Here is a 15576-nt window from a genome sequence, read left to right as displayed (position 1 = left end):
TGCACGACCGACAGGCCGTCGGTGATCGTGCCGTCGGCCAGATGGCACCACCAGAGGGCGAGCCTACCCCGGCAACGCGTCCGCCAGCGCCCGCATCGCGTCCACCGTCTCCGGGTTCGCCGGAAAGAACGCCTCGATCGCGAGTTCCGACAGCGTCACGTCGACCGGCGTGCCGAACACCGTCGTCGTGCTGAAGAACGTCAGTTCGCCGGCCGCCGTGCGCAGCCGCAGCGGCACGGCGATATCCGCGAAGTCGGTGCGCGCATGCGTGTCGTCGGGCTGGCCGGCCGGCGCCGGATACGCGGCGAGTTCGTCGCGCAGCGTGTGCAGCGTGCGGTCGCCGCTTGCATCGATCTGCCGCTGCAGCCGATGCAGGATGTGCGCGCGCCATTCATGCCAGTTGACGATCTGCGACGCGAGGCCGTCCGGATGCAGGCTCAGCCGCAGCACGTTGACCGGTGGCTGCAGCAGCGCCGGATCGGCCTGCGCGACCAGCGCGCCGAGCATCCGGTTCGCGGCGAGCAGCGTCCAGTGGCGGTCCACGGCGAGCGCCGGGTAGGGCTCGTGGCCGCGCAGCACCGCGTCGACCGCATGGCGCGCGGCATCCAGTTGCGGATCCGAAAACGGCCGTTCGCGAAACAGCGGCGCGAAGCCGGCCGCGACGAGCAGCGCATTGCGTTCGCGCAGCGGCACGTCGAGACGTTCCGCGAGATGCAGCACCATCTCGCGGCTCGGCTGCGCGCGGCCCGATTCGACGAAGCTCAGGTGGCGCGCGGAGACTTCCGCGTCGAGCGCAAGGGCCATCTGGCTCAGGCGCCGGCGTTGCCGCCACGTACGCAACAGCGGGCCGATGCCGGATGCGCGGCTGGCGGACGGGGCGGGTGAATGGAGGGCGGCGGTCGGGTTCATGACGCTGATGATAGGCAATCCCGCGCACCTTGGGCATTACCTGCGACGTAAGCATCGCGCCGATTCCCGGGCGTGTCGTGTCGCTGCGTTACCATAGCCCCCGTGCCAACTGAGAGACGACGCCGGACCCGCGATTGAAAACGCCTGGGCCGGTGGCGTGCATATTTACGACAAGGCATTCCAGGGGAATCCAACAATGAAAAAACTTGCCGTCCGGCTCGCCTGCGTGGCGACGCTTGCATTCACCGCGATCAGCGGCCACGCGCAGACCGAAGCTGCGCAGGTGGAAATGAGGGCCGCCGCCGCGGCCGCCAACGACGCGGTCGTGAAGGGCCCGACCGACATCGACGTGAAACACGAAGCGGTGCTGAAGCTGAAGGCCGGCGAATCGTTCGTGCCGGCCGCCGAAGCCGGCCGCTACCTGCGCTCGATGGGCAACTCGATCGATGAAACGAAGCTGGTCGGCCTCGTGCTGCCCGACGATCCCGATGCCGACTGGATTTCGGTCGTGTCGTTCGAGCCGAGCGGCTATATCCGCGACGACGACGCGAAGGACTGGAAGCCCGACGAGCTGCTGAAGAGCCTGCAGGCCGGCACCGAGGAAGACAACCCCGGGCGCAAGGAGCGCGGCCTGCCGGAAACCGAGGTGGTCGGCTGGGCGAAGGCGCCCGCGTACGACGCGGCCACGCACCGGCTCGTGTGGTCCGCGATCATCCGCGACAAGGGCGCGGCCCCGAACGCCGAAAACGACGGCGTGAACTACCGGACGCTCGTGCTCGGCCGCGACGGCTACCTGTCGCTGACGATGGCATCGACACTCGGCGATCTGCCGAAATACAAGGCGTCGGCCGACGACCTGCTGTCGAACATCAGCTTCAACGACGGCAAGCGCTACGCCGATTTCAACAAGTCGACCGACCACGTCGCCGAGTATGGCCTCGCGGCGCTGATCGTCGGCGTCGGCGCGAAGAAGCTCGGCCTGCTCGCGCTGATCGGCGCGTTCGCGGTGAAGTTCTTCAAGATCGGCGCGGTCGCGCTGCTGGCCGGCGGCGCGGCGCTGAAGCGCTTCTTCGGGCGCAAGCCGAAGGCGGCCGCGGTGCCGGCCGTCGCCGATGCATCCAACGTATCCGACGTGTCCGGCGCGGAGCGCAAGGAATGACGAAGCTGTTGCTGCTGATCTTCGGCGGCCTCAAGCTTGGCAAGGTGCTCGTGTCGGCGGGCACGATGCTCGCGTCGATCGCGGTCTACGCGCTGTTCTACGGCTGGCGGTTCGCGGCCGGTTTCGTCGCACTGCTGCTGGTGCACGAGGCCGGCCACTACCTCGCCGCGCAGCGGCGCGGGCTCGATGTCGGGCTGCCGACCTTCATCCCGTTCGTCGGCGCGTGGATCCAGTTGAAGGAGATGCCGCACGATGCGGAAACCGAGGCGTATGTCGGGCTCGCCGGGCCGTTCGTCGGTACGCTCGGTGCGCTGGCCTGCTACGCGGCCGCGCGCCACACCGACAGCAACCTGCTGCTCGCACTGTCGTACACGGGTTTCTTCCTGAATCTGTTCAACATGATTCCGCTGTCGCCGTTCGACGGTGGGCGGATCACCGCGGTGCTGTCGCCGCGTATCTGGTTCGCGGGCGTGCCCGTGCTGATCGCGCTGTTCGTGTATCGCCCGAGCCCGCTGCTGATCGTGATGGCGATCCTCGCGCTGCCGCAGCTGAAACGCGCGTGGCGTTACGATCCCGACGCGCCGGAAAACCGTGTGTACTACGCGACGTCGATCGAGACGAAGACGACCTATGCACTCTGCTACGTCGGCCTGCTCGCGTTCCTCGCGCTGATGACGTCCGGCGTGCACGACATGCTGCGCGTCGCGCATTCGTCGATCTGACGCCCGATACCTGATGCAAAAACGGCGGCCGGTTTTACGCGGCCGCCGTTGTTCTTGACTGAAGCCAAACGTCAGGCGTCGCGATGACGCAGTTCGACGCGCCTGATGTCCTTCACGATCACGAGATAGCTGAACACGGTGACGAGCGCATTCAGCCCGACGAACACGAGTGCGCCGTTGAACGAGCCGCTCGCGCCGACGAGGTAGCCGATCGCGATCGGCGCGACGATGCCGGCCGTGTTGCCGAACATGTTGAACAGGCTGCCCGACAGGCCGATCGCTTCCTTCGGCGCGGTATCCGCGACGACGGCCCAGCCGAGCGAGCCGATGCCCTTGCCGAAGAACGACACGGCCATCAGCGCGATCACCAGCACTTCGCTGTCGACGTAATTGCAGCCGATGATGACCATCGACAGCGCCATCCCGCCGACGATCGGGATCTTGCGCGCGAGCGTCAGCGACACGCCGCGGCGGATCAGCCCGTCCGACAGCATCCCGCCGAGCACGCCGCCGAGGAACCCGCAGATCGCGGGCAGCGATGTCATGAAGCCGGCCTTCAGCAGCGACATCCCGCGCGCCTGCACGAGATAGATCGGAAACCACGTGAGGAAGAAGTACGTGAGCACGTTCACGCAGTACTGGCCGAGGTACACGCCGATCAGCATCCGGTTCGACAGCAGCTGGCGCACGTAGTACCAGCCGGCGACGCGGCTGCCTTCCGTGCGCGTGCCGCCGGTGCCGCGCGCCGTCGTCCGCACGAGCCCGCCGCCCTGTTCGATGTGGTCGAGTTCCGCGCGGTTCACGGCCGGATGGTCGGCCGGGTCCTTCATGACGCGCAGCCACAGGAGCGCGAGCGCGATACCCGCGAGGCCGAGCCACAGATACACCTGGTGCCAGCCATACGCGTGCGTGAGCCACGCCATCAGCGGCGAGAACACCACGGCCGCGAAATACTGCGCGGCGTTGAAGATCGCCGACGCGGTGCCGCGCTCGGCGGTCGGGAACCAGCTCGCGACGACCTTCGCGTTCGCCGGGAAGGCGGGGGCTTCGGCGATGCCGACCGCGAAGCGCATCGCGAACAGCGCGGCGACCGCGAACGCGGCGCTGCCGCCGAGGCCGATCGTGCTCTGCAGCAGCGTGAACGCCGACCACAGGAAGATGCTGCCCGCATACACGCGGCGCGCGCCGAAGCGGTCGAGCAGCCAGCCGCTCGGCAGTTGCGCGAGCACGTACGCCCAGCTGAACGCCGAGAAGATGTAGCCCATCGTCACCGGATCGATGCCGAACGCCTTGCGGATCGGCGTGCCGGTGATCGACAGCGTTGCGCGGTCCGCATAGTTGAGCGTCGTGACGACGAACAGCATCGCCAGGATCCAGTAGCGCACGGCGGTCCGGCGCGCGGTGCGCGCGAGGTCGAGCGGAAGGTCGCGGGAGGAGGTTTGATTAGACACTTTAATGTATGTCGTCGTATGACATTGCGGCAGTTTATTGGCAATAATCAGATGCAGAAAGATCGGGTTTTCCCTCTGAATGATGACGTGAAATCGCGGATATTTCGAGGATTGGCCCGTTGAATAAGGGTTTGGCGTGTACCGGTGCCTGCCCCGGCGTGAGCGAGAATTTCGATGTTGAGTGGGCGGACATCGTATCTGTTGGGCTACAATGAGCAACCCATTCCCGAACCACGGAGCACACCCCATGCAACTGACAGGAGAGATGCTGATCGGCGCCGACGCGGTGGCCGGCTCGGCCGGTACCTTGCGCGCGTTCGACCCGTCGAAGGGCGCGCCGATCGACGCGCCGGCGTTCGGCGTCGCGACGCCGGCCGACGTCGAGCGCGCCTGCGAACTCGCGCGCGATGCGTTCGACGCGTACCGCGCGCAGCCGCTTGCGGCCCGCGCGGCGTTTCTCGACGCGATCGCGGATGAAATCGTCGCGCTCGGCGACGCGCTGATCGAGCGCGCGCACGCCGAAACGGGCCTGCCCGTCGCGCGGCTGCAGGGCGAGCGTGGCCGCACCGTCGGCCAGCTCCGGCTGTTCGCGCGCGTCGTGCGTGACGGGCGCTTCCTGGCCGCGTCGATCGATCCCGCGCAGCCCGCGCGCACGCCGCTGCCGCGTTCGGACCTGCGGCTGCAGAAAGTCGGGCTCGGGCCCGTCGTCGTGTTCGGTGCGAGCAATTTCCCGCTCGCGTTCTCGGTGGCCGGTGGCGATACGGCGTCGGCGCTCGCGGCCGGCTGCCCGGTGATCGTGAAGGCGCACGAGGCACACCTCGGCACGTCCGAGCTGGTTGGCCGAGCAATCCGCGCCGCCGTCGCGAAAACCGGGATGCCGGCTGGCGTGTTCTCGCTGCTGGTCGGCCCCGGCCGCGTGATCGGCGCGGCGCTCGTCAGCCATCCGGCGATCCAGGCTGTCGGCTTCACCGGGTCGCGGCAGGGCGGCATGGCGCTCGTGCAGCTCGCGAATGCGCGTCCGCAGCCGATTCCCGTCTACGCGGAAATGAGCAGCATCAACCCTGTCGTGCTGTTCCCGGCGGCGCTCGCCGCGCGCGGCGACGCGATCGCGACGGGCTTCGTCGATTCGCTGACGCTCGGCGTCGGCCAGTTCTGTACCAACCCGGGCCTCGTGCTCGCGATCGACGGCCCCGATCTCGACCGCTTCGAAACCGTCGCCGCGCAGGCGCTCGCGAAGAAGCCGGCCGGCGTGATGCTCACGCGCGGCATTGCCGATGCGTATCGCAACGGCCGCGGCAAGCTGGCCGAACTGCCGGGCGTGCGTGAAATCGGTGCGGGCGAGGCGGCGCAGACCGACTGCCAGGCCGGCGGCGCGCTGTATGAAGTCGGCGCGCAGGCGTTCCTGGCCGAGCCGGCGTTCGGCCACGAGGTGTTCGGCCCGGCGTCGCTGATCGTGCGTTGTCGCGATCTCGACGAAGTCGCGCGCGTGCTCGACGCGCTCGAAGGCCAACTGACGGCCACGCTGCAGATGGATGCCGACGACAAGCCGCTCGCGCGCCGGCTGCTGCCGATCCTCGAACGCAAGGCCGGGCGCCTGCTCGTGAACGGCTACCCGACCGGCGTCGAAGTGTGCGACGCGATGGTGCACGGCGGGCCGTTCCCCGCGACGTCGAATCCGGCCGTCACGTCGGTCGGCGCGACGGCGATCGAGCGTTTCCTGCGGCCCGTGTGCTACCAGGATTTTCCGGACGACCTGCTGCCGGAAGGGTTGCAGGAGCGCAATCCGCTTGAGATTCCGCGGCTGCGGGACGGAAAGGCGGAGTAACTGACGGGCGCGGCTGAAGGCTGGATCCCGGCGGCACAAGCGCCGGGATGAAGTCCGGAAACGGAAAGGCGGAAGGGGCCGGTTGGCCGCTTCCGCCTTTTTGCATGGCCGGCTTTCGCGTCGCCGGGTCAGTGAGCGGGATGTGCGACAAGCCCCAGGCGATCGGCTGCGGCCAGCAGGCGCCGGTCGCGAGTCCACAGCTTGCTGCCGCTGGTCAGTCGGACCGAAGCGAGCAAGTGTGCGTCGACGTAGCCGATACCGAGCCCATGGAGCGGCACGACGTCGATCATGCGTTGAACTTCATCGTCGGTTGCCGCGATGGCGACGGGGAGATCGTGTCAGCATGACAGGCGGTCGGGCCTTTCGGGGCGCGATGGTGCGTGGGGAACGTGCCGTCGATCGTTCTGCCTTCCGCCTCGCCCGTTTTTCTCCTACAGTACCGAAGCCTTGGGCCGCCAGGCCCGCAGGCGAAACCTGAGAGATCGAGAAAAAGACCAAGAGGGAACGAAATCCATGAACATCAGCAAGCGTGGCGACCACCTGTTCGCGGCCGGATTGTGGAAAGCGATCGGCGATATCGCGAAATCGGTGCGCACCCAGATCGGCGAAACCAGCGAAGGGCGCGTGCTGGCCAATGCGCTGTTCGAATTGCAGCGCGACCTGGGCGGCAATGAATTCGAAGTGACGATCAACCAGGGGCGGCCCGTCACCGGCTCCGATCCGCATTCGCTCCGGTTCGGCCAGGCCGTCCAGCGGTTCCGGCTGGACATGGAGGCGCTGGTGTTCGCGCTGAAGCATCGTCGCAGCATCGACGAGCGCGACCCCGGCTTGCGCACCGAGGCGCTGACGCAGGCCAACAGCCAGCTCGCGACCGCGAAACAGTACGCGACCCTCACGCTCGGGCGATTCTTCGACGCGGTTGTCGATCCCGACGTGCTGGATCAGATTCTCGCCGACGACCCGAACACGCGCTTCCGGCGGTCGGCCGCCGGCGCGGATATCGCCGCGACCCGGCTCAGGCTGGGCAGCCTGCGCTACCGGATGGTCGGGACCATCTCGCAGATGTAACGGAAACGGCCGGCCCGCGGAGCGCGGGGCGGCCGTCGAGAGGGGAATGCCCGGCAGAACGGGCGGTTCCGCGCGGGCAGGCACGCATCGGATCGCGTGCCGTCTGACTGCCTGCCGCTTACTGCGGCCCCATCTTCTTGATCAGCACGTCGAGCTCCGCGACTTCTTCGTCGTTGAGGTCGACGAGCGGCGCGCGCACCGGGCCCGCGTCATGGCCGACGAGCTTCGCGCCCGCCTTCACGATGCTGACCGCATAGCCCGCGCGGCGATTGCGGATCTTCAGGTACGGCAGGAAGAATTCGTCGATCAGGCGGCCGACCGTGGCGTGGTCGTCCTTCGCGATCGCTTCGTAGAATTCCATCGCCGTCTTCGGGATGAAGTTGAACACGGCCGACGAATACACCGGCACGCCGAGCGCCTTGTACGCGGCGGCATAGACTTCGGCCGTCGGCAGGCCGCCGAGATACGCGAAACGGTCGCCGAGGCGGCGGCGGATCGTCACCATGCTTTCGATTTCGCCGACGCCGTCCTTGAAGCCGATCAGGTTCGGGCAACGATCGGCGAGGCGCTCGAGCATGTCGGCGTTCAGCTTCGAATTCGCGCGGTTGTACACCACCACGCCGATCTTCAGTGCGCGGCACACCTGCTCGACGTGGTCGGCGATCCCTTCCTGGCTGGCTTCGGTCAGGTAGTGCGGCATCAGCAGCACGCCGCTTGCGCCGAGGCGCTCGGCCTCCTGCGCATACTCGATCGCGACGCGCGTCGCGCCGCCCGCGCCGGCGAGGATCGGCACCTTGCCCTTGCAGGTTTCCGTCGCGACGCGGATCACGTCCGAATACTCGCGTTGCGTGAGCGAGAAGAATTCACCGGTGCCGCCGGCCGCGAACAGCGCGCTCGCACCGTACGGCGCGAGCCATTCCAGGCGCTCGGCATAGGTGGACGGGCGGAAGCTGCCGTCGGCGTCGAAATCCGTCAGCGGAAACGACAGCAGGCCGTGGGAGATGATCTGTTTGAGTTCTTGCGGTGAAGTCATGGTTGGGTCGTCCGTCTAGCGCGAGTGCTGGGTTCGTCGGGAACGGCATACGTGCCACATTGGCGATGTCGTTGTATGTCATCGTACAACGAGGGGAGGGGTGACGCAAGCGGTTTGCTGGTAGATAAAGGGTAGGGTCTTTCCGGATAAGGGTTTACGCAGCATCGCCGATCTCGGTTGAATGTCGTATGATGACTAACGATGTGGCCTCTAGCCTCCAGGAATTCCGATGACTGCTTCCCCGCTCTATATCCGCGTGCATCCGGACGACAATGTCGCGATCGTCGTCAACGACGGCGGCTTGCCCGAGGGCGCGACGTTCGCCGACGGGCTGACGCTGCGCGAAGGCGTGCCGCAGGGGCACAAGGTCGCGCTGGTCGACCTCGCGGCCGGCGACCCGATCGTCCGCTACAACGTGGTGATCGGCTACGCGCTGGTCGAGTTGCGGCGCGGCAGCTGGGTCAACGAGCGCACGATGCGCATGCCCGACCCGCCGGGGCTCGACGACCTGCCGCTCGCGACGCGTGCCGCGCCGCCGCTGCCGCCGCTCGAAGGCTATACGTTCGAGGGCTTCCGCAATGCCGACGGTTCGGTCGGCACGCGCAACATCCTCGCGATCACGACGACCGTGCAGTGCGTGTCGGGCGTGGTCGAGCATGCAGTGAAGCGGATCAAGGCCGAGCTGCTGCCGCGCTACCCGAACGTCGATGACGTGGTCGGGCTCGAGCATACCTACGGCTGCGGCGTGGCGATCGATGCACCCGACGCCGACATCCCGATCCGCACGCTGCGCAACATCAGCCTGAATCCGAACTTCGGCGGCGAGGTGATGACCGTGAGCCTCGGCTGCGAGAAGCTGCAGCCCGAGCGCCTGCTGCCGCCCGGCACGATTCCGGTCGCGGCCGACGGCGCGACGGACAACGGCGGCGTGGTGTGCCTGCAGGACGCCGCGCACGTCGGCTTCAACTCGATGATCGATTCGATCATGAAGATGGCCGAATCGCATCTCGAGCGATTGAACCGCCGCCGCCGCGAGACGTGCCCGGCGTCGGATCTCGTCGTCGGCGTGCAGTGCGGCGGCAGCGACGCGTTCTCGGGGCTCACTGCGAACCCGGCCGTCGGCTTCGCGGCCGACCTGCTGGTGCGCGCGGGCGCGACGATCATGTTCTCCGAGGTGACGGAAGTGCGCGATGGGGTCGCGCAGCTCACGTCGCGCGCGGCGAACGAGGACGTGGCGCGCGAGATCATCCGCGAAATGGACTGGTACGACCGTTATTTGCAGCGCGGTCGCGTCGACCGTAGCGCGAACACGACGCCCGGCAACAAGAAGGGCGGCCTGTCGAACATCGTCGAGAAGGCGATGGGCTCGATCGTGAAGTCGGGCAGCGCGCCGATCGCCGGCGTCGTGCGTCCCGGCGATCGCGCGAAGCAGAAGGGCCTGCTGTACGCGGCGACGCCCGCGAGCGACTTCATCTGCGGCACGCTGCAGCTCGCGGCCGGGATGAACCTGCACATCTTCACGACCGGCCGCGGCACGCCGTACGGTCTCGCGCAGGTGCCGGTGATCAAGGTCGCGACGCGCAGCGATCTCGCGCGGCGCTGGCACGACCTGATGGATCTCGACGCGGGGCAGATCGCGACCGGCGCGGCCACGATCGAGGACACCGGCTGGGAACTGTTCCGGCTGATGCTCGACGTCGCGAGCGGCAAGCGCCGCACGTGGGCCGAGCAATGGAAACTGGCGAATGCACTGACGCTGTTCAATCCGGCGCCGGTGACCTGACACGCGCGGCCGTTGCCGCCGGACGAAGCGGGCGCCCGAGGGCGCCCGTTTTCATTGCGGCGGAGCAAGTGTTCACGGGATGCCCACGATGAGGAGAACTTGCTGCATGGCGGGTCACGTCCGGCGTGCGGAGCGGCCACGGGCTCGAAGCGACCGGCGTGATTTCCTTACCCCGCAAGTAATCGACCGCCCGCGAGATGCCGGCGACGATGACTGCACGCGAATACGAAACCGAAACACGCCACGTTCGCGACATCGTCCTCTCATCGACTCAAGGAGCCTCGCCATGAACACCGCCCAATCCGCTTCGTCCGTTCACGCCGACCTGATCGACCGCTACTTCGATGCCTGGAACGAACCCGACGTCGCGCGCCGCCGTGCGCTGATCGATGCGACCTACGCGAGCGACGCGGCCTATCGCGATCCGCTGATGACCGGCGACGGCCATGCCGGCATCGACGCGATGATCGCGGCCGTGCAGGCGCGCTTCCCCGCGTTTCGCTTTCGCCGCACGACCGACGTCGACGGGTTCGGCCAGCACCTGCGGTTCTCGTGGGCGCTCGTGTCGCCAGACGGTGCGGCGATCGTGAAGGGTTCGGACTTCGGCACCGTCGACGCGTCGGGCCGCCTCGCGTCGGTCACGGGTTTCATCGACGAAATGCCGGCCGCGGCGTCGTGACGCGAACGACACATGCCCGGCGGTCACCGGGATCGGGTAACGTTATGCGGTTTGTTCCTGATCCCGGAGACTAGCCGACATGCTGAAGAATCTCGACCCGCTGCTGCACGCCGACATCCTGCACACGCTGCGCGCGATGGGCCACGGTGACGAAATCGCGATCTGCGACGCGAATTTCCCGGCGGAATCCGTCGCGGAGCACACGGTGGTCGGCCGCGCGTTGCGGATCGACGGCGCCGATTCGGCGCGCGTCGTGCGCGCGGTGCTGTCCGTGCTGCCGCTCGATACGTTCGTCGACACGCCCGCATGGCGGATGGAAGTCGTCGGCGACGCGTCGGCGGTGCCGCCCGTGCAGCGCGAGGTGCAGGCCGAGATCGACCGCGCGGAAGGGCGCACGGTGCCGCTGACGGGCGTCGACCGGTTCGCGTTCTACGAGCGCGCGCAGCAGGCCTACGCGGTGATCGTCACCGGCGAGCTGCGCGGCTACGGCTGTTTCATCTTCAAGAAGGGCGTGTTGTTGAGCGACGCGGGCTAAACGCCTTTTCCAACTCGCCGCCTTCGGGCCGCGCGGTGGCCGCCGTGTAAAGATTTGCTACAACCGTTAGGCACTTGCTTTCGTTCCCCTAGGTATTTGATTTCCCAGGGGAAAATTTTGATCGCATCTGACAGCGAAGCAAATCAAGCAGTTACACCCGTCACGTTTTCGTACACGGTAAAGCCAGTGCCTGTAGGCGCGTTCGATCACGACGCGCAGCGGGCCTGGGAGCATTTCCAGGTCCAGCGCGGCATCGACCGCTATCGCCGGACGCTCGTCCGCGACAAGGAGGACGGCACGACGACTTCCCGAGATCTCGGAGAAGTCCAGCATGGTCAACGCATCGCCTCGGAACTGATTGGTCCGATGGTGGCTGCGGTTATGTGAACTCGAACGGCGCGGTGACCGGACGTATGACGCACTCGCGTCCGAACTCCGCGAACATCGACAAGGAGATGCGTCACATCTGGATTCCGCGCGAGTCGTGGAAGCAGGTCGGGTGTGACGCCGAGGGCCTGGAGCTGCGTGTGCTCGCGCACTACCTCGCGCGGTATGACGGTGGCCGACTTACGCGTCAGTTGCTTGAAGGCGACAAGGCGCTCGGCATCGACGCGCATTCGGTGAACCGCGACAACACGGACCTGTTCTCCCGCGATGGTGCGAAGATGCTGCTGTACGGCTCGTTGTACGGAGCAGGCGACGAGAAGGCAGGGAACATCTGGATCGCTGACTGGCGGACAAGCGGCAAGCCCGTGTCCGAATGGCCGGCGTGGTGCCACGTCCGAGGAAAACTCAAGACGGCTAAGGCTATCGGTCGGGTCGTCAAGGCGAAGCTCCTCGACGGTATCGTGGGTTTCCGCAAGCTCATCAAGGACATCGAGACCGCAGCGAAGTCGCGTGGCTGGCTGAAGGGTATCGACGGTCGACGCATCCGCGTGCGCCACGCCCACGCTGCGCTGAACACGCTGTTGCAGGGAACGGGCGCCATCATCATGAAGAAGGCCCTCGCTATCTACCACGCGGAGATCACCGAGATCCACGGCCTGGTTCACGGCGTCCACTTCGGCTACCTCGCCAACGTCCACGACGAAGTACAGCAAGAGTGCCTCCCGCAGTGCGCGGAGCTGATCGGCACGACCTTCAAGAACGCAATCACCAAAGCAGGCGAGCACTGGAATTTCCGGTGCCGTCTCGATGGTGCATTCGACATCGGAAACAACTGGCATGAAACTCACTGACCTTCAAATTCTCGCCGCCGAGGTTCGTCGCGTCTACCCGGACGCCGTGATCGCTGGCGGCGCACCGCGCGACGTCCTCCATGGCAAGCCGGTCAAGGACATCGACGTGATGACCGGGCGCAGCGTTCGTCGCGCGGGCTTGGAGCAGCTCGCTCATCTTGGTGACGGGCGCTTCGACGTGACCGAGCCGCAGGACCCCTCGGGTTCGGAGGCCGTCCTGACGCTCATGGGCATCTCGACGGAAACCACGCGCGACGTCCGCCGCCAGGAAGACTTCATCGTCTCCAAGCAAGCGGTTGGTCACGGTACGCTCCGCGCCGAGTGCGCTGTCGAGTTCGCGTTGCCGGCCGCGTAACCCCGTAGGGGATCACTGGATTTTTCGGGTGATCCCCATTTTTTGTGCACTTCGAATGAAGTAGGCAAACTGGAGACGAAAAAAAGGGGCCACAATGAGCCCCTTGAATTTGTAATTTGTGACCTGATAATAGTGGTGCGCACGGTGGGATTCGAACCCACACTCTCCTCCCAGAGCTACAGTTTTCAAGACTGCTGTGTCTACCAGTTCCACCACGTGCGCTTCTCTTACCTTACCTCTAGCGGGACTATGCTCAACTAGCTGCCCCGCTGCTTCAGAACCCATCCTTCGGGTGTGCTTTCCACAATGTCCATGCTGGAAAGGTGCGCCGCCAAGTTGTTGACTGGGTTCTTGCCGCCTACCTCATAGCCTAATGCAGCTAGGTGCGCCATGAGTTCCCGCGTCTTCACAGGTCGATTAAGACCTTTTAGTACGTGCACCACTCCAGGCACAAACTTCCGGCGATCCCCGAAAACTGCCTCAACTTCTTCCACCGTCGCCCCTTTCTTGAGACCACGGAGAAGCTCCCAAGCCCTACGCGGCGTCTCCTCTTTGGTCGCCTGCTCCTCGCCAGCCATACGCAGTGGCCCCCCCACGAAGGTTTTCCACTCACTCTCGGTCACGGGCGAAGGCGACGGCGGTGGCGGCACATTGACTGAACGCTGACTCTCGGTCACGTGCGGGGGCGGCGACACTTTGACTGGTCGTTGACGCTCGGACGGCGGGGCAAGCATCGCCACCACGCTTTCAAACGCGCTATACACGGCTTCGTCGAGACGCTGCAACTCCACCTGTAGAGCTTGGATTTGCGCGGCTACTCTTCGTCGCCGCTCGATAAGTTCGTGAACAGACGGCATGGTCGTTTCCTTCATGGTGAAGCCATTATAGTGGCCCCACAAAAATTTGTACAAAGGAATCGCAAAAAATTGTGTCGGCGCACAATTGTTGCACAAAAACAACGAACTGCTGTGGCGGCATCGCGTGGAGGGTGGGGCACATTGCCGCATGTAAGTAATTTCTTACTCCTTGGCCGTCTTCCTGAATGTGTACCCATCACAAGCTTTCCTCTACTACCCCTTCAGCAATGGCTCTTACTCGACTTCAAGCGATCAACCGCATGCTCACTGCCGTGGGCGAGTCCGTGATTCTCGTCGAGGTCGCGGGCGCTGGCGATTACGCCAACTGTTCCGACATTCTTGACCAAGTCAGTGGGCATCACCGGCCAGATCACCGGCTCCCGTGCAACGCTCATTATTGCGGACGACATCGAGGTCACGGACAACTCGCGAACCGAAGAGGCCCGCGAGCGGCTCCTGCACAAGACGAATGAGTTCGCCGCAATCAAGGTGACGGGCGGAGCCGACGTCATCTTCCTGGGCACGCCCCAGACTGAAGAGTCGATCTACACGAAGCTCATCAGGGAGATGGGCGCGACCGGTTGGATTCTGCCGGCCCGGTATCCGATGCCGGACAAGCGTCAGTCCTATGTCTTCACGCGCGAGGGCGGTTCGGAGATCGATTGCCTGTCACCGCGAGCACGGGCAGTGGACCTGGACTCTGACCTTCAGTGGAAACCCACGGACCCTGAGCGATTCAATGAGATGGAGTTGCAGAACCGGAAGTCGAAGGGGCGTTCCTACTTCGCGCTCCAGTTCCAGCTCGATACGTCTCTCTCGGACGCAGAGCGCTATCCGCTGAAGCAGCACGACCTGATCGCGATGGCCTGCAATCCGTTCAAGGCGCCGCAGATCGTCCAGTGGGGTCACGACTCCAACGGGCGCAACAAGCGGATCGACCTGATGAATTACGGGTTCACGGGCGACTCCTGGCTGGCTCCGCTGTTCGTCGACGCCGAGTGGCGCGAGTACGAGCAGTCTCTCCTGTTTGTTGACCCTTCGGGGCGCGGTAAGGACGAGACGGCCTGGGCCATCGTGAAGACGCTCAACGGCATGCTGTACGCCGTGGAGACCGGTGGTGTCTCGGGCGATCCGGGGACGGCGATGGCCGCGATTGCTGCCGCCGCGAAGAACCACAAGGTCCATGAGATCGTCGTCGAGCCAAACTACGCAGGGGCAGTCTGGATCAATGCTTTCGAGCCGATCCTGGCGAAGGTATGGCCGGCTGAGAAGCCCGGGGATACCGCAGCCTGCACGGTGCGGGAAGCCGCGTGGAGTCGGACGCAGAAGGAAGTCCGGATCATCGAGACGCTCGAAGGCGTGAAGCGTCTCGCGTTGCACGACGTCGCTTCGAAGTGGCTGGCGACAAGGAGATCGTGTGGAGTGACCGACACAATCGCGCGGCCAGCCTGAAGCTGAAGCGCACGAAGGGAAAACTGCGCTGGCTCACGCTCGACGAGGAGGCCCTGCTCGTGAAGGAACTGCGGCGGCGCGTGCGTTCTGACGACGTCGCGGGCCAGGACAACCTGGACCTGGTGACGCTGCTGCTCGACACAGGGGCGCGGTACATGGAGATCGCGCAGATGCGCTGGCCGCAGGTAGACCTGGAGGAGGGCGTGATCTACCTCTATCGCTCGAAGGTGGATAACGAGGGCGGCTTGCGGCTCACGAAGCGGGCACTCGACGTCCTCAAGCAACGCAGGGCGTCAACGTGGCCCAGGACCTACGTGTTTCCTGCGCAGAACCCGGCCGGACTCAGCCGGAAGGTCTGGGCAACTGAGGACATCTGTCGAGGCTGGGCCTGTCAGTAATTTCGTGTTCAAGGCATATGATGCTCCCAAGGAGAATGTATGCCTCGCAAACCGAAAACCAAGCCGGCGGAGCTGCCGGCGATTCCCGCCGAGTTGCTGGAGCAATTCGGCA

The 15576-nt window shown here is 65.6% G+C and carries 17 protein-coding genes and 1 tRNA gene; 13 read left to right on the top strand and 5 right to left on the bottom strand.

The window, feature by feature from the left end:
* Window positions 1–63 precede the first annotated feature (63 nt).
* A complete protein-coding gene (locus tag LGN19_RS23060; protein WP_122948075.1) occupies window positions 64–909 on the bottom strand; it encodes a helix-turn-helix domain-containing protein in 846 nt (281 codons plus the stop codon).
* Between the two features lie 196 nt (window positions 910–1105).
* On the opposite strand from LGN19_RS23060, the gene LGN19_RS23055 reads away from it, so the two are divergent.
* Together LGN19_RS23055 and LGN19_RS23050 are read left to right on the top strand one after the other, a co-directional pair.
* Window positions 1106–2068 carry a DUF2167 domain-containing protein gene (locus LGN19_RS23055; RefSeq protein WP_226217285.1) on the top strand — a complete coding sequence of 321 codons (963 nt, stop codon included), beginning with the start codon at window positions 1106–1108 and terminating at the stop codon, window positions 2066–2068.
* Entirely contained in the window at window positions 2065–2790 is a 726-nt protein-coding gene (locus LGN19_RS23050) for a site-2 protease family protein (RefSeq protein WP_043180875.1), read from the top strand. Before LGN19_RS23055 ends, LGN19_RS23050 begins: the two co-directional genes overlap by 4 nt.
* A gap of 71 nt (window positions 2791–2861) precedes the next feature.
* Here LGN19_RS23050 and LGN19_RS23045 read toward each other — a convergent pair whose 3' ends face one another.
* Entirely contained in the window at window positions 2862–4241 is a 1380-nt protein-coding gene (locus LGN19_RS23045) for an MFS transporter (RefSeq protein ID WP_226217283.1), read from the bottom strand.
* 247 nt (window positions 4242–4488) lie between these two features.
* Between LGN19_RS23045 and LGN19_RS23040 the strand changes: the two genes are divergently transcribed.
* The 3 genes from LGN19_RS23040 to LGN19_RS23030 all read left to right on the top strand — a co-directional run bounded on the left by LGN19_RS23040 (window position 4489) and on the right by LGN19_RS23030 (window position 7134).
* Window positions 4489–6066, top strand: coding sequence for an aldehyde dehydrogenase (NADP(+)) (locus LGN19_RS23040; RefSeq protein ID WP_226217281.1), 1578 nt, complete (start codon window positions 4489–4491; stop codon window positions 6064–6066).
* A 47-nt stretch (window positions 6067–6113) separates the two neighbouring features.
* Entirely contained in the window at window positions 6114–6413 is a 300-nt protein-coding gene (locus LGN19_RS39955) for a hypothetical protein (protein ID WP_226217279.1), read from the top strand.
* Window positions 6414–6579: 166 nt separating this feature from the next.
* On the top strand, window positions 6580–7134 hold the full coding sequence (locus LGN19_RS23030) for a hypothetical protein (protein ID WP_175033757.1): 555 nt from the start codon (window positions 6580–6582) through the stop codon (window positions 7132–7134).
* A 118-nt stretch (window positions 7135–7252) separates the two neighbouring features.
* On the opposite strand, the gene kdgD is transcribed toward LGN19_RS23030, so the two are convergent.
* Window positions 7253–8167: a 5-dehydro-4-deoxyglucarate dehydratase gene (kdgD, locus tag LGN19_RS23025; RefSeq protein ID WP_122948070.1), complete on the bottom strand. Its 915-nt coding sequence runs from the start codon at window positions 8165–8167 to the stop codon at window positions 7253–7255.
* Window positions 8168–8396: 229 nt separating this feature from the next.
* Between kdgD and garD the strand changes: the two genes are divergently transcribed.
* From garD to LGN19_RS22995, 6 genes are all read left to right on the top strand, one after another.
* A complete protein-coding gene (garD, locus tag LGN19_RS23020; protein ID WP_226217277.1) occupies window positions 8397–9950 on the top strand; it encodes a galactarate dehydratase in 1554 nt (517 codons plus the stop codon).
* A 286-nt stretch (window positions 9951–10236) separates the two neighbouring features.
* Window positions 10237–10629 carry a nuclear transport factor 2 family protein gene (locus tag LGN19_RS23015; RefSeq protein WP_226217275.1) on the top strand — a complete coding sequence of 131 codons (393 nt, stop codon included), beginning with the start codon at window positions 10237–10239 and terminating at the stop codon, window positions 10627–10629.
* A 79-nt stretch (window positions 10630–10708) separates the two neighbouring features.
* The gene (locus tag LGN19_RS23010) at window positions 10709–11164 is read left to right on the top strand and encodes an RbsD/FucU family protein (RefSeq protein ID WP_226217274.1); all 456 of its coding nucleotides are present in this window, start codon (window positions 10709–10711) and stop codon (window positions 11162–11164) included.
* Window positions 11165–11281: 117 nt separating this feature from the next.
* Window positions 11282–11551, top strand: a complete 270-nt coding sequence (locus LGN19_RS23005; protein ID WP_226217272.1) for a hypothetical protein — start codon at window positions 11282–11284, stop codon at window positions 11549–11551.
* A 26-nt stretch (window positions 11552–11577) separates the two neighbouring features.
* A complete protein-coding gene (locus LGN19_RS23000; protein ID WP_264173158.1) occupies window positions 11578–12402 on the top strand; it encodes a DNA polymerase in 825 nt (274 codons plus the stop codon).
* Complete coding sequence (locus LGN19_RS22995; protein ID WP_226217268.1) at window positions 12389–12757, top strand: hypothetical protein; 369 nt, start codon at window positions 12389–12391, stop codon at window positions 12755–12757. Before LGN19_RS23000 ends, LGN19_RS22995 begins: the two co-directional genes overlap by 14 nt.
* 133 nt (window positions 12758–12890) lie before the next feature.
* Here the strand turns inward: LGN19_RS22995 and LGN19_RS22990 are convergent.
* Window positions 12891–12979, bottom strand: a tRNA-Ser gene (locus tag LGN19_RS22990).
* 35 nt (window positions 12980–13014) lie between these two features.
* The gene (locus tag LGN19_RS22985; protein ID WP_226217266.1) at window positions 13015–13629 is read right to left on the bottom strand and encodes a hypothetical protein; all 615 of its coding nucleotides are present in this window, start codon (window positions 13627–13629) and stop codon (window positions 13015–13017) included.
* Between the two features lie 324 nt (window positions 13630–13953).
* On the opposite strand from LGN19_RS22985, the gene terL reads away from it, so the two are divergent.
* Both terL and LGN19_RS22975 read left to right on the top strand, forming a co-directional pair.
* Complete coding sequence (terL, locus tag LGN19_RS22980) at window positions 13954–15066, top strand: phage terminase large subunit (protein WP_226217264.1); 1113 nt, start codon at window positions 13954–13956, stop codon at window positions 15064–15066.
* Entirely contained in the window at window positions 15030–15464 is a 435-nt protein-coding gene (locus tag LGN19_RS22975) for a tyrosine-type recombinase/integrase (RefSeq protein WP_226217262.1), read from the top strand. Before terL ends, LGN19_RS22975 begins: the two co-directional genes overlap by 37 nt.
* The last annotated feature ends 112 nt before the right edge of the window (window positions 15465–15576 follow it).

This window comes from Burkholderia sp. AU30198, from assembly GCF_020419825.1.
GTDB lineage: Bacteria > Pseudomonadota > Gammaproteobacteria > Burkholderiales > Burkholderiaceae > Burkholderia.
Note: the sequence above shows the minus strand (reverse complement) of the source record. Positions and strands in the feature narration are given on the sequence as shown.

Coding starts and splice junctions, on each gene's coding strand:
- LGN19_RS23060 (WP_122948075.1), bottom strand. CDS start 909: ATGAACCCGACCGCCGCCCTCCATTCACCCGCCCCGTCCGCCAGCCGC.
- LGN19_RS23055 (WP_226217285.1), top strand. CDS start 1,106: ATGAAAAAACTTGCCGTCCGGCTCGCCTGCGTGGCGACGCTTGCATTC.
- LGN19_RS23050 (WP_043180875.1), top strand. CDS start 2,065: ATGACGAAGCTGTTGCTGCTGATCTTCGGCGGCCTCAAGCTTGGCAAG.
- LGN19_RS23040 (WP_226217281.1), top strand. CDS start 4,489: ATGCAACTGACAGGAGAGATGCTGATCGGCGCCGACGCGGTGGCCGGC.
- LGN19_RS39955 (WP_226217279.1), top strand. CDS start 6,114: ATGAAGTCCGGAAACGGAAAGGCGGAAGGGGCCGGTTGGCCGCTTCCG.
- LGN19_RS23030 (WP_175033757.1), top strand. CDS start 6,580: ATGAACATCAGCAAGCGTGGCGACCACCTGTTCGCGGCCGGATTGTGG.
- kdgD (WP_122948070.1), bottom strand. CDS start 8,167: ATGACTTCACCGCAAGAACTCAAACAGATCATCTCCCACGGCCTGCTG.
- garD (WP_226217277.1), top strand. CDS start 8,397: ATGACTGCTTCCCCGCTCTATATCCGCGTGCATCCGGACGACAATGTC.
- LGN19_RS23015 (WP_226217275.1), top strand. CDS start 10,237: ATGAACACCGCCCAATCCGCTTCGTCCGTTCACGCCGACCTGATCGAC.
- LGN19_RS23010 (WP_226217274.1), top strand. CDS start 10,709: ATGCTGAAGAATCTCGACCCGCTGCTGCACGCCGACATCCTGCACACG.
- LGN19_RS23000 (WP_264173158.1), top strand. CDS start 11,578: ATGACGCACTCGCGTCCGAACTCCGCGAACATCGACAAGGAGATGCGT.
- LGN19_RS22995 (WP_226217268.1), top strand. CDS start 12,389: ATGAAACTCACTGACCTTCAAATTCTCGCCGCCGAGGTTCGTCGCGTC.
- LGN19_RS22985 (WP_226217266.1), bottom strand. CDS start 13,629: ATGAAGGAAACGACCATGCCGTCTGTTCACGAACTTATCGAGCGGCGA.